At 42.9% G+C, this 13,087-nt stretch carries 14 protein-coding genes; all 14 read left to right on the top strand.

The window, feature by feature from the left end; translation table 11 throughout:
• The first annotated feature begins 7 nt into the window (after nt 1-7).
• The 14 genes from RGB74_RS16170 (at nt 8) to RGB74_RS16105 (ending at nt 13,043) form a co-directional block, all read left to right on the top strand.
• Nucleotides 8-742, top strand: coding sequence for an MBL fold metallo-hydrolase (locus tag RGB74_RS16170; RefSeq protein WP_310760319.1), 735 nt, complete (start codon nt 8-10; stop codon nt 740-742).
• Nucleotides 743-769: 27 nt separating this feature from the next.
• A complete protein-coding gene (locus tag RGB74_RS16165; RefSeq protein WP_310760318.1) occupies nt 770-1,759 on the top strand; it encodes a lipoate--protein ligase in 990 nt (329 codons plus the stop codon).
• Between the two features lie 621 nt (nt 1,760-2,380).
• Complete coding sequence (locus tag RGB74_RS16160; protein WP_310760317.1) at nt 2,381-3,709, top strand: phenylacetate--CoA ligase family protein; 1,329 nt, start codon at nt 2,381-2,383, stop codon at nt 3,707-3,709.
• Nucleotides 3,710-3,768: 59 nt separating this feature from the next.
• A complete protein-coding gene (gene paaA / locus RGB74_RS16155; RefSeq protein WP_310760316.1) occupies nt 3,769-4,734 on the top strand; it encodes a 1,2-phenylacetyl-CoA epoxidase subunit PaaA in 966 nt (321 codons plus the stop codon).
• A gap of 21 nt (nt 4,735-4,755) precedes the next feature.
• Nucleotides 4,756-5,100, top strand: coding sequence for a 1,2-phenylacetyl-CoA epoxidase subunit PaaB (gene paaB, locus RGB74_RS16150; protein WP_310760315.1), 345 nt, complete (start codon nt 4,756-4,758; stop codon nt 5,098-5,100).
• Nucleotides 5,100-5,906: a 1,2-phenylacetyl-CoA epoxidase subunit PaaC gene (gene paaC, locus RGB74_RS16145; protein WP_310760314.1), complete on the top strand. Its 807-nt coding sequence runs from the start codon at nt 5,100-5,102 to the stop codon at nt 5,904-5,906. Before paaB ends, paaC begins: the two co-directional genes overlap by 1 nt.
• Nucleotides 5,907-5,957: 51 nt before the next feature.
• Nucleotides 5,958-6,437: a 1,2-phenylacetyl-CoA epoxidase subunit PaaD gene (gene paaD, locus RGB74_RS16140; RefSeq protein ID WP_310762907.1), complete on the top strand. Its 480-nt coding sequence runs from the start codon at nt 5,958-5,960 to the stop codon at nt 6,435-6,437.
• A gap of 34 nt (nt 6,438-6,471) precedes the next feature.
• Nucleotides 6,472-6,777 carry an EthD family reductase gene (locus tag RGB74_RS16135; RefSeq protein ID WP_310760313.1) on the top strand — a complete coding sequence of 102 codons (306 nt, stop codon included), beginning with the start codon at nt 6,472-6,474 and terminating at the stop codon, nt 6,775-6,777.
• Nucleotides 6,770-7,546 (top strand): enoyl-CoA hydratase/isomerase family protein, encoded by a 777-nt coding sequence (locus RGB74_RS16130; RefSeq protein WP_310760312.1) that lies wholly within the window; start codon nt 6,770-6,772, stop codon nt 7,544-7,546. The genes RGB74_RS16135 and RGB74_RS16130 overlap by 8 nt, the downstream gene beginning before the upstream one ends.
• A 10-nt stretch (nt 7,547-7,556) precedes the next feature.
• A complete protein-coding gene (locus RGB74_RS16125; RefSeq protein ID WP_310760311.1) occupies nt 7,557-8,327 on the top strand; it encodes an enoyl-CoA hydratase-related protein in 771 nt (256 codons plus the stop codon).
• A gap of 28 nt (nt 8,328-8,355) precedes the next feature.
• Nucleotides 8,356-9,864, top strand: coding sequence for an aldehyde dehydrogenase family protein (locus tag RGB74_RS16120; protein WP_310760310.1), 1,509 nt, complete (start codon nt 8,356-8,358; stop codon nt 9,862-9,864).
• A 305-nt stretch (nt 9,865-10,169) separates the two neighbouring features.
• Nucleotides 10,170-11,042, top strand: a complete 873-nt coding sequence (locus tag RGB74_RS16115; RefSeq protein WP_310760309.1) for a 3-hydroxyacyl-CoA dehydrogenase — start codon at nt 10,170-10,172, stop codon at nt 11,040-11,042.
• Nucleotides 11,042-12,247, top strand: a complete 1,206-nt coding sequence (locus tag RGB74_RS16110) for a thiolase family protein (protein ID WP_310760308.1) — start codon at nt 11,042-11,044, stop codon at nt 12,245-12,247. Before RGB74_RS16115 ends, RGB74_RS16110 begins: the two co-directional genes overlap by 1 nt.
• Before the next feature lie 19 nt (nt 12,248-12,266).
• Nucleotides 12,267-13,043, top strand: a complete 777-nt coding sequence (locus tag RGB74_RS16105) for an enoyl-CoA hydratase-related protein (RefSeq protein ID WP_310760307.1) — start codon at nt 12,267-12,269, stop codon at nt 13,041-13,043.
• Nucleotides 13,044-13,087 lie beyond the last annotated feature (44 nt).

Below are 13,087 nucleotides of genomic sequence, written 5' to 3'. Positions count from 1 at the left end.
TGTAAAAATGAAGTTAACAGTATTAGGTTTTTGGGGTGGCTATCCTGGTGCAGGAGAAGCGACATCAGGCTATCTTTTGCAAAGCGAAGGGTTTAACCTGCTTATTGATTGCGGAAGCGGGGTTCTTGCGCAGCTTCAAAAATACATAAAGCCAGAAGAGCTTGATGCAGTTGTACTTTCTCACTATCACGCCGATCATGTAGCGGATATTGGTGTCTTGCAATACAGCAGACTTATTCAGTCCTTTTTACAGAAGGGGATGCAGACACTGCCGATTTATGGACATAACGATGATGAAGCTGGATTGCTTTCGCTTACACATCTTCACCATACAAAAGGTATGTCGTATGATCCTTCTCGTGAACTAAAGGTTGGACCGTTTACGATTACGTTCCAGCTGACAAAGCATGCAGCAGTTTGTTATGCGATGAGAATCACCGACGGAAAGGAAACGATCGTTTATACGGCAGATACTGCGTTGATTCCCGAGCTCGTTCCTTTAAGCAGCCAAGCGGATTTACTGATTGCTGAGTGCAATTTTTATAAAGGAATGGATGGAAGCGGTCCAGGTCACATGACGTCTGAGGATTGCGGGAAGCTTGCTGCACAAGCGGAAGTGAATCATCTTCTTCTGACACATCTTCCTCATTTTGGAGAGTTGCCACAACTTGTCACAGAGGCGAAAGAGGTGTATAACAATAAAGTGGAGCTTGCATCGTCTGGCTGGACGTGGGGAGCTTAAAGTTTAGGGGTTGAAAGAGGGAAGAGTATGCTTTTTATTGATAATGAGAACATTACAGATCCACGCGTGAATCTGGCAATAGAAGAGTTTGCTTTAAAACATTTAGACATTAATGAAACGTATTTGCTATTTTATATAAATGAACCTTCTATAATTATTGGGAAGAATCAAAATACAATAGAAGAGATTAATTCAGAGTATGTTCGTGAAGAAGGGATTCATGTGGTTCGCCGATTATCTGGCGGCGGAGCTGTTTATCACGATCTAGGCAATCTTAATTTTAGTTTTATTACAAAGGATGACGGAAATTCTTTTCATGATTTTAAAAAGTTTACCGATCCTGTTGTAAAGGCGCTGAAAAAACTCGGTGTTCACGCAGAACTTAGCGGAAGAAATGATATTTTAGTAGATGGCAGAAAGATTTCTGGAAACGCACAATTCTCTACAAAGGGAAGAATGTTTAGCCACGGAACACTGTTGTTTGATTCTGAGATCGAAAATGTTGTTTCTGCATTGAAAGTTCGATTGGATAAAATTGAATCTAAAGGAATTAAATCGATTCGAAGCCGAGTAACGAATATTTCTGAACACCTTCCTGAGAAAACAACGATGGAAGAGTTTAAACAAACACTTCTTACGTATCTTTTTGAAGAATTTGATGCTGTTCCAAAATACGAACTAACAGCTAAGGATTGGGAAGAGATTCGCAAAATCTCCAGAGAACGTTATGCGAACTGGGATTGGAACTACGGAAAATCTCCAAAATTCAATGTTGAGTTATCTAATCGTTTTGCAGCGGGATCCGTTGATATTCGGCTCCATATTGTAAAAGGAATCATTCAAGAAAATAAAATTTTCGGGGATTTCTTTGGTGTAGGCGATGTTTCGGATATCGAGAAAAAATTAACTGGAATACGCTATGATCGTGAAGAGATTGAAAAAGCGCTCGAAGATGTTGATATGAATCATTATTTTGGCAATGTATCTCGTCAGGAGTTTTTAGACCTTTTATATTAATAAAAATAGCTGTTTTCGCATTGTTTGTAGCTTTTTTAAGTTGTTAATTTCCGCTCCAGGATGCTCGCTTTCCGCGGGGCGTGCGGTGAGCCTCCCTGGCGCCTTGCACCTTCAGAGTCTCACCTGTCCCGCTGATCCCGCAGGAGTCTCGCACCTTGCACTTCAATCAACTTATCCATGATGAGAACGAACAATACGAGCCAAAAACAACAATCTTCTAGAAAACAGCCATAAAAATAGAGAAACCGCCTTTTTGTGAGGCGGTTTTTGTTTTGAATTCTTATCATTCCATTTTAAATACACATTTTTTAGATTAGTTGGCATAATCCCAGAAAAAAACTCAATAATCCCAGAAAAATTTTTAACAATACCAGACTTTTTTTAGTTAATCCCACAAAAACAACGGTTCATTACAGATTTTCCAATAAAGTGTCCGCCTGAGAAGGAAACTAGCAAGTTAAAGCAGTTATTCGGTACTATTTTTATTTGACACCAATTCGCCCAAAATGGTAAGCTGAATTCAAATCACATTACACTAATAGTTATTAACGGTATAAAAACGTCATATTTTTTTAATCATTAATGAAACCGCTTACATATCATATAGGGAGATGAGAATGTATGATCCTTCATCCTGATGTAGAGTGCTTGAGTGATAGTAAAAAAAGGGAGCTTCAGCTTCAACGTTTAAAGAACACGGCAGAAACCGTTTATGAAAAAGTACCATTTTATAAACAAGCGTTTAATGAAAAGGGCATTCATCCAGATGATATAAAGTCTTTGGAAGACCTTCAGAAACTGCCGTTTACCGTAAAAAAAGATCTTCGTAATAACTACCCGTTTGGTCTATTTGCAGTTCAGCAAGGTGAGCTTGTTCGTTTGCATGCTTCTTCCGGTACGAGCGGAAAACCGACAGTTGTGGGTTATACACAGGGTGACATCGATCGTTGGAGTGATATGGTAGCCAGGTCGATCGCCATCGCAGGCGGGGAGCCTGGAAATGTTCTTCACAATGCTTATGGATATGGTCTTTTCACAGGGGGACTTGGACTTCATTACGGGTCAGAGCGGTTAGGTATGATAACTGTTCCAGTGTCTGGCGGCAATACAGAAAGACAGATTATGCTTATTGAAGACTTTGAACCGCAAGTGATATGCGGAACACCTTCCTATATATTGACGATTGCGGAAAAGATGGAGCAGCTCGGCAAAGATCCGCGTGCCACTTCATTAAAATATGGAATTTTTGGTGCTGAACCTTGGTCAGAAGAGATGAGAGCAACCTTAGAAGAAAAGTTCAACATTAAGGCGATGGATATCTATGGCCTAAGTGAAGTGATGGGTCCAGGTGTAGCGATGGAATGCCATGAAGCACAGAACGGACTGCACATTATGGATGACCATTTTATTGCTGAAATCATTGATCCTGAATCACTGCAGCCTGTTCCTGACGGTGAATATGGTGAGCTTGTTTTCACTAGTCTCACGAAGGAAGCATTCCCGATTATCCGCTACCGAACGGGTGACATTGCTTCCATTGATCGGACACCTTGCAGCTGTGGAAGAACATCGGTAAGAATGAGCAGGGTTAAAGGAAGAATTGACGATATGCTCATCGTCAAAGGCGTAAACGTGTTTCCGTCTGAAATCGAAAACTGTCTTCTTTCAGTAGAAGATATTGTGCCGCACTATCAGGTTCATATTTTCAAAGATGGATTGAAAGAAAGAATAGAGCTTCATGTGGAGATGAGCGAAAAGCTTTACGCATTAACGATTGGTGATGAATCACAAGGGAATGCAGAACTGTTGAAGCAGACGATTAAGAAAAAAATAAAAGATACTTGTCTCGTTATGATGGAAATAAAAGTACATTCACCAAAAAGTATCCCTCGTTCTGAAGGGAAAGCGATTCGAGTTGTAAGGCATGAGCAAAAAAAATTAGAAGTTTAATATATAACGATATTTAAGGATTACGGTAATTAAACGTAATATAACAGGAGGGAAATAGCATGACAGTTGGAATAAGCTTTAATCAGCTAAGTGAAGAAGAAAAAATGCAGCATTTTCTTGACCGGATCAATGCGGGTGAGAAGATTGAACCGGATGACTGGATGCCGGATGACTACAGATTGCAGCTCATCCGTCTAATCTCCATGCACGGAATTTCGGAAATCATGGGGGCGCTTCCTGAAAAAGAGTGGGTGCCAAAAGCACCTTCACTGCACAGAAAGCTAGCAATCATGGCAAAGGTGCAAGATGAGATGGGTCACGGACAGCTGCTGCTTCGTGTTGCTGAAGATCTGATGGCGCCGCTTGGCAAAACACGCCATGACATTATGGAAGATCTTTTTTCCGGAAAGCTGAAGTTTCATAATGTGTTCCATATGGACGCACCAACTTGGGGAGACGCAGGGATTATTGCGTGGCTTGTTGATGGAGCGGCAATTATTTCGCAAAGCATGATGCTTGATTCATCTTATGGACCGTACGCACGCGCATTAAAACGTATTTGTGCGGAAGAAGTATTCCATGCACAGCATGGTGAAAGCATCATTTTAGCGATGGCAGAAGGTACACCTGAACAGCGTGAGATGCTTCAAGACGCATTAAACCGCTGGTGGGAAGCCCTGATCATGTTCTTCGGACCAAAGTCCGCGCAAGAAACAGGGAATTCAAATGCAGATAAGAACATCATGTATAAAATTCGTGCAAAAACGAACGAAGATCTTCGCCAGGAATTTTTCACAAAATACATTCCTCGCATCCAGTCTCTTGGACTGACGATTCCGGATGATACGATTCGATTCGATGAAGATACACAAATGTGGATCTATAAAGATGCTGACTGGAGCAAGTTTAAGCAGATCGTTACAGGACATGGACCGCAATCACAAAATCGTCTAGATCTGCGACGCCGTTCGTATCAGAACAATGAGTGGGTCCGCGCGGCATTGGCTGCCAAAAAGGCGATCTAACAGGGGAAGGAGAATTCAAAAGTGAACGAGCAGAATAATGAATTTTATAACGTATATGAAGTATTCAGCAAAAAAACAGACAAATCTCCGTTTCAGCATAGCTTCAGCTTGCTGGCTCCCAATGCGGATATGGCGCTCATCATGGCAAAAGAGAACTTTTTCAGAAGAGAGACAGTCGCTGATATTTGGGTCGTGAAGAGAGAGAACATCCGAGGTTTGAGCCAAGATGAAAAAGAAATGCTCAAACGTTTGGATAAGGAGTATCGAGAGACTAAAGGATACGGTTATTTAAAGAAAAAATGGCGTGACTACAATCAAGAGCAATTTACCGAGAAGCACATTCTTGGCGGAAGGGGAGACAATTAATGACACAGGAAACAATAAAGCCACAAGAGAAAGCAGCGTTAATCGAGCTCCTCTATCAATTAGCAGATGATGATTTCATTCTTGCTTACCGCGGATCAGAATGGCTCGGTCTTGCGCCTCATATTGAAGAAGACGTTGCTTTTTCTTCAATCAGCCAGGATATGATGGGACATGCGAACCTTTACTATCGTCTTCTTGAAGATTTAGGAGAAGGGGAAGCGGACAAAATCGCTCATCTCCGTTCAGCTGACAAGTTCAAAAATGCCATTCTTTTAGAAGAAGTAAACGGACATGGAACGTATTTGAAAGAGCCTGATTATGATTGGGCCTTTGCTGTAGTAAGAAACTATTTTTACGCTTTGCATAAGCAAATTCGCCTTGAATCATTAAGACATTCGGACTATGAGCCGTTAGCAGAAGCAGCACGCAAGATTATGATTGAGCAATACTATCATTTGATGCACTGGGAAATCTGGTTTAAGCAACTTATGACGAGTACTGATGAAGCGAAGAAACGCATGACGGCAGCTGTTGAAAAGGTTTGGAATGACTTTGGCGGTGTTTTAACTCTTGGCCCTTCGTACGCTGAAATCGTAAAAGCGAACTTTATCGATGATGAAGCGGTCATGAAGAAACGCTTTATGAATAAAATTGAAGCTGTATTTAATGAGGTTGGTCTCAACATTTCTGGTGAACCTCGAATGGAAAGAGGCAACGGGCGGAATGGAGTTCATACAATGGACTTAGAAAACGCACTTGCAACATTATCAGAAGTTTACGCAACGAACCCTGCAACAGGCTGGTAATTAAAGACGAGAAGAAAGGAGATGAACCACGTGTCCGAATCAATAAACAGCATGAAACTGACAGTTATGGATGTGCTAGGGCATGTTAAAGATCCTGAGATTGCTTCCGTCAATATTCTTGACCTCGGTATGATCCACGAAGTTGAAGTGACAGATGGAACAGTGAAAGTATCTGTACTTCCTACTTTTTCCGGGTGTCCAGCGTTGCACATTATTGAAAGAGATATTAAAAAGGCTGTCGAAAAAGTAGAAGGAATTACATCAGTAGAAGTGAACTTTGTATATACACCGCCTTGGACAACAGACAGGATTTCTCCAGAAGGACGTGAGAAGCTAAAAGAGTTTGGCATCTCGCCTCCGCCGGCAAACCATGTAATGGGCGAGCCTTGGGAGATTGACTGTCCGTACTGCGGTTCAACTTATGTGACGATGGAAAACATCTTTGGTCCGACAGCTTGCAGAAGCATCCTTTACTGCAAATCGTGCAAGAACCCGTTTGAGGCAATGAAACCCGTTGCCGATATGGGATAAAAAATATGTATGTAAATATAGGGAGGAAACAAACATGGTAAAACTAATCGCACTATACAAAACACCTGAGAATATCGAAAAATTCGACGAACACTATTATGGACATCATACAGAAATCACGAAACAAATTCCTGGCCTTCGTAAAATGGAAGTAACAAAAATTGTAGGTTCACCAATGGGAAAAAGCGACTACCACATTCTTTGTGAAATGTACTATGACGACCATGATGCATTAAAAGCAGCGATGAAGTCTGATGAAGGAAAAGCTTCTGGAAAAGACTTGATGAGCTTTGCAGCTGAACTTGTAACGCTCATGATCGGTGAGGAAGTCAATGAGTAATTTTGAGACAATCTTAACCTCAGTTGATGATGGGATTGCCTTAATTCAATTAAACAGGCCGCGCGTGCTCAATGCGATTAACAGGCCGATGGTTACGGAACTTCTGGATGCTTTTGAAGGATTTGATCGTAACGACGAGGTAAAAGCGATTGTTTTGACTGGCAATGAACGAGCATTTGCCGCAGGTGCCGATATTGATGAAATGAAAGATGACGACAGCGTATCTCTTGAACTATTAAACCAGTTTAAGGAATGGGATCGTCTTGCAACAATAAAGAAGCCGATTATCGGTGCTGTTAATGGCTACTGTTTCGGCGGAGGTTTTGAATTAGCATTATGTGCCGATATTTTGTTTGCCGCTGAAAACGCTCAGTTTGGTTTTCCTGAAATCAAGCTGGGTGTTATGCCAGGAGCTGGCGGAACGGTTAAGCTCACAAAATTAATGGGCCAGAAAAAAGCGTTGGAATGGCTGTGGCTAGGTGATCCGATGACTGCCGGAGAAGCTCTTCAACACGGTGTGATCAACCGCGTGATTGCTCCGGAACTCGTTTTAGATGAAGCTATAAAATATGCGAAGCAAGTAGCATCAAGAGCACCATTATCTGTTCGTTTAATTAAAGAAACTGTCTATAAATCAATCGACTATTCAACTTACGATGGCATGCAGTTTGAACGAAAAAACTTTTATCTCTTATTCTCATCACAGGATCAAAAAGAAGGCATGAAAGCTTTTGTTGAAAAACGTCCTGCAGAGTTTAAGGGTAAATAGGGGGATAACGATGTTTGAAACGATAAGCTATGAAACAAGAGGGAAAACGGCTTGGATTACATTAAACCGTCCAGATAAGCTGAACGCTTTTACATCCCTTATGCATAAAGAAATGGTGTCGGCGATTAAAGAAGCGAACAAAGACAGCAATGTGAGAGCTGTTGTCATCACTGGTTCTGGCCGGGCGTTCTGTTCAGGACAAGATCTATCAGGTTCAACAGATACGGATTATGGCGAAGTTCTTCGCAAAGGTTATAACCCGATGGTTCAAGCTTTAGTAGCTATGGAAAAGCCTGTTATCGCAGCAGTTAACGGTGTAGCAGCCGGTGCGGGTATGAGCCTCGCGCTTGCTTGTGATTTCCGGATTGCGAGTGAAAAAGCAAGTTTCATAGAAGCGTTCATTCATGTTGGATTAGTACCTGATTCAGGAAATCTATATTTCTTGCCTAGGCTTGTCGGACATGCGAAAGCGATGGAACTTGCCGTATTAGGCGAAAAAATTTCAGCAGCACAAGCGAAAGAGTTTGGACTTGTTACGAAGACGGTTAGTGAAGAGGATTTCATGCTGGAAGTTGAGACGTTTGCAGAGAAACTTTCCAACATGCCTACAAAAGCGATCGGACTTATTAAGCGCTACATGAATAAAAGTTGGGATAGCGACCTGAACGAAGTGCTCGAATATGAAGCACAAGCTCAAAAGATTGCTGGGGAATCAGAAGATCATCAAGAAGGATTACATGCTTTTTTAGAAAAGAGAAAACCTGCATTCACAGGCAAGTAGACAGCTAAGAAAAGGGGAGTCGAGTAACATGGGTACACCTAAGACAGAAGTAAAAGCAGTAAAGCGTGATCAATACGATATGATTATCGGCGGACAAAGTGCAGGCGGTTCAGAAGGTGAGTATTTCATAACGTGCAATCCTGCGACTGGCGAACCGTTAGCAAAAGTGGCAAAAGCAACGAAAGCTGACGTAGACCGTGCTGTTGAAGCTGCACGGACTGCTTTTGAAACGGGGAAATGGAAGCGTTCTCCTGTAAATAAGCGCTCGCGAACCATGAACAAGATTGCGAGCATCATGCGTTCACGCTTCAACGAGCTTGTTGAACTGGAGATTTTAAACAGCGGAAAATCATTAAGTGCTGCACAAGGACAAGTGATGCAGGCAATCGAGGACTTTGAGTTCTATGCAGGTGCGATTGTAAGTCACCGCGGTGCTGTGAACCCGATGCCTGGACCTTTCATGAACTATACACTGAAAGAGCCGCTAGGAGTATGTGCACAGATCATTCCTTGGAACTATCCGATGATGATGGCAGCTTGGAAGATCGCTCCGGCTATCGCTGTTGGCTGTTCTGTTATTTTAAAACCTGCAAGTTTAACACCTTTAACGGCAATCGTGATGACTGAGATTTGTCATGAGGCGGGTGTTCCAGAAGGTGTTGTAAATATCATTACGGGTGACGGTGCTACCGTTGGATCCTATCTTGCTGAACACGAAGGTGTTGATAAGGTAGCCTTCACAGGTGAAACAGGAACGGGTAAAGATATTATGGCAAAAGCTTCACAAACACTTAAGCGTGTTACGCTTGAACTGGGCGGAAAATCTCCTAATCTCGTTTTTGAAGATAGTGATATTGATGCTGCTGTTGACGGTTCTCTATTTGGAATCTTTTATAACACAGGTCAGTCTTGTGAAGCGCGTTCCCGTCTGTACGTTCAAGAAAGTGTATATGAAGCGTTCATGCAAAAATTTGTTGAGAAAGCGAAAAGACTTGTTCTTGGCAATCCACTTGATTCAGGTACTCATGTTGGAGCAATTATCTCAGAGCGTCAGCTTGAAGTAATCGATGGCTACGTGAAGTCCGCTGAAGAAGAAGGAGCAACAATTGCTTTAGGCGGCGGACGTGCGAAAGTGGATGGTTTTGAAAATGGTCACTGGTACTTGCCGACGATCATTACAGATGTTAACGAAAACATGAAGGTGGTTAAGGAAGAAATCTTTGGTCCGGTAGTTGTCGTTTCAACGTTTAAGGATGAGAAGGAAGCGGTAAAACTTGCAAACAACACCGATTTTGGTCTGGCTGCAGCGATCTGGACAAAGGATCATGCTAAAGCTACTCGGGTTGCAGGTATGATTCAAGCTGGTACAATCATGATCAACTCACCGTTTTCTGCTTTCCCGGGAACACCGTTCGGCGGGTATAAGCAATCCGGATTCGGCCGTGAGCTTTGTATCGAAACGTTAGATCTGTATACAGAGACAAAGAGCGTCGTTTCCTACACAGGATCTCGTCCATTGAATCCTTTTAACCTTTAAGATACTTTTTTTCTAAATGATTGCTGCTTATGGGTAAATGCTTATAATGAGTCTCCATTGACAAGTTAATTGGAGCGGAAGTTGCGAGACTCCTACGGGATGAGTGGGACAGGTGAGACCACTTAGGGCGCGCAGCGCATGGGGGCTCACCGCACACCCCGAGGAAAGCGAGCAAACTGCAGCGGAAATCAACCACCCTAAAAAAGCATCAAAGTATACAAGTACAGCTAAAAAAAGCGGGCCATCGTGCTCGCTTTTTCATAATAAACGTTAAACACTTGTTTAAAAGAAAGGCAGGAGAAACCATGTTGCAAAATGCAGTAGTCATCGGATCTGGTGTAATGGGAAGAGGAATTGCATACGTATGTGCAGTAGGCGGTTTTGATGTACAGCTCGTTGATGTAAAGGAAGAACAGTTGAATAATGCTAAAAAGGAAATCGATTCTATTTTTTCAAAAGCCGTATCGCGCGGAAAGCTTTCTCCAGAAATCGCACATTCTGCACAAGGAAGACTCAACTACTCAGTGAATCTTTCTGCAGCAGTCAGTGCTGCTGATATCGTGATCGAAGCAGTTCCTGAAAACATAGAAATCAAGCGTGCAGTTTTTGAAGAATTAGACCGTTCAGCACCAAGTCATTGTGTGCTTGCTACAAATACGTCAACGATGAGCCCGACTGAAATTGGTTCGTTTACAAAGCGTCCTGAAAAAGTAATTGCGATGCACTTCTTTAATCCTGTTCACCGTATGCCGCTCGTTGAAATTGTACGCGGGCATGAGACAGATGATGCTACAGTTGAACTGGCAACAGAGGCAGCCGTGAAGATGGGGAAAGAAACAGTAACTGTTAACGAGTTTCCTGGTTTCGTAACGAGCCGTATTTCAGCGATGATCGGCAACGAAGCGTTCTATATGCTGCAGGAAGGTGTAGGGACGCCAGAAGACATCGATAAAGCGATCAAGCTTGGATTGAACTTCCCGATGGGACCCTTTGAGTTAGGGGATTTAGTCGGGCTTGATACACGTTTAAACAATTTGAATTATCTTCATCAAACACTAGGTGAAAAATATCGCCCTGCACCATTGCTCGTTAAATATGTAAAAGCAGGGAGACTTGGCCGCAAATCAGGCAAAGGGGTATATGACTACACGACAGAAGATAGCGGAGTGAAAAAATAATGAGAGAAGTCGTTATCGTTGATGCAGTAAGAACACCGATTGGCCGGTATAAAGGTGCTTTAAAATCTGTGCGTCCTGATGATCTTGGTGCGGTTGTCATATCCGCGCTTCTGGAGCGAAACAGCAGCTTGCCTTCTGGAGAAATTGAAGAAGTCATCTTCGGAAACGCGAACGGTGCAGGGGAAGATAATCGAAACGTTGCGAGAATGTCTGCTCTTTTAGCAGGACTTCCTGTGGAAGTAGGCGGAACAACGATCAATCGTCTATGCGGATCAGGAATGGATGCTGTTATTTACGCCGCCCGTGCTATTATGGCTGGAGAAGGCGATGTTTTTATTGCGGGTGGAACGGAAAGTATGACACGTGCACCGCTTGTTATGGGGAAACCTGAAGTGGAATATCCTCGCGGCGATATGAAAATGTTTGATACGACGATCGGCTGGCGCTTCGTTAATCCGCTCATGCATGAAAAGTATGGTACGGATTCGATGCCTGAAACTGCAGAAAATGTAGCGAAGAAATTTGGAATTTCGCGTGAAGAGCAAGACCAATTCGCATACAACAGCCAGCAGCGTGCCAAAAAGGCGATAAGCGAAAACCGTTTTAAAGAAGAAATCGTACCTGTAAGATTAATAGATAGAAAAGGGAACGAAACTTGGATTACAGAAGATGAGCATCCGCGTCCTGAAACTTCCCTAGAAAAATTAGGTACTCTTAAACCATTGTTTAAAGATGGATCCGTTACAGCAGGGAACGCTTCCGGTGTAAATGACGGAGCATCTGCATTATTATTGATGAGCCGGGAAAAAGCGGATGAACTCGGATTAAAACCGCTAGCACGCTATGTGTCATCCGGGGTTGCAGGACTAGAACCGTCGATAATGGGTGTAGGGCCGATTGAAGCTTCTCGAAAGGCTTTAAAGCGTGCAGGACTCTCGGTAGAAAATATTGACCTTGTTGAACTGAATGAAGCATTCGCTTCACAGTCATTGGCATGTATGAATGAACTTGGGTTGGATGCTGAAAAAGTTAATGTGAACGGAGGAGCGATTGCTTTCGGTCATCCGCTTGGTGCGAGCGGAGCGAGAATTTTAACAACACTTGTTCACGAAATGAAAAAACAAGGATCGCGGTATGGACTTGCTGCAATGTGCATCGGCGTTGGCCAAGGAATTGCTTCTGTCATTGAAGTTATACAAGATTAATAAGGGGGAAGTTATCGAGATGTCAGCTATTTTATATGAAGTAAAAGACCATGTTGCATACGTTACACTTAATCGTCCTGAAGTATTGAACTGTTTCAACTTTGCAACGTTAAAAGAACTAGAAGAAGTCGTTGAAGATATCCATCACAACAGCGATGTCCGTGTTGTTATTTTTACGGGAGCAGGCGAAAAAGCATTCAGTGCTGGTGCAGATTTAAAAGAACGCCGTAATCTTTCGGAAGCAGAAGTGAGACGCAACGTCCGTAAAATCCGGGATGTGTTTTCAGCTGTTGAAGCTTTGCCGCAGCCGACGATCTGTGCGATCAATGGACACGCGTTTGGCGGCGGGTTCGAGCTGGCATTAGCTTGTGATCTTCGCGTTTCTGTCAGAGAAGCTTCAATGGGACTGACGGAAGTAAGCTGGGCGATTATTCCGGGAGCTGGCGGAACGCAGCGTCTGCCTAGAATTATCGGTCAGGCGAAAGCAATGGAGCTTATTCTAACAGCGAAAAAATTGATGGCAGAAGAAGCGTTCTCATATGGCATTTTGAACCAAGTCACATCCAGAGAAGAATTGATGGCTGTTTGCGAGAACTATGCTGCGGCAATCATGAAGAATGGTCCTGTTGCAGTTCAGCAAGCAAAGTATGCGATCAAGCACGGAACTGAAGTGGATCTTCAAACAGGTCTTGCGATTGAAGCGAAGGCGTATGAAGTGACGATTCCTACAAAAGATCGAATAGAAGCGCTTGTAGCGTTCGGAGAAAAAAGAGCACCTGTCTTTAAGGGAGAGTAGCTTGTTCTTCTTTATAGGATTCTGATAGGATTGTACAGAGAATA

It is taken from the genome of Bacillus sp. NEB1478, from assembly GCF_031582965.1.
Classification (GTDB): domain Bacteria; phylum Bacillota; class Bacilli; order Bacillales; family Fictibacillaceae; genus Fictibacillus.
This window is presented reverse-complemented; position numbering and strand designations above follow the sequence as displayed.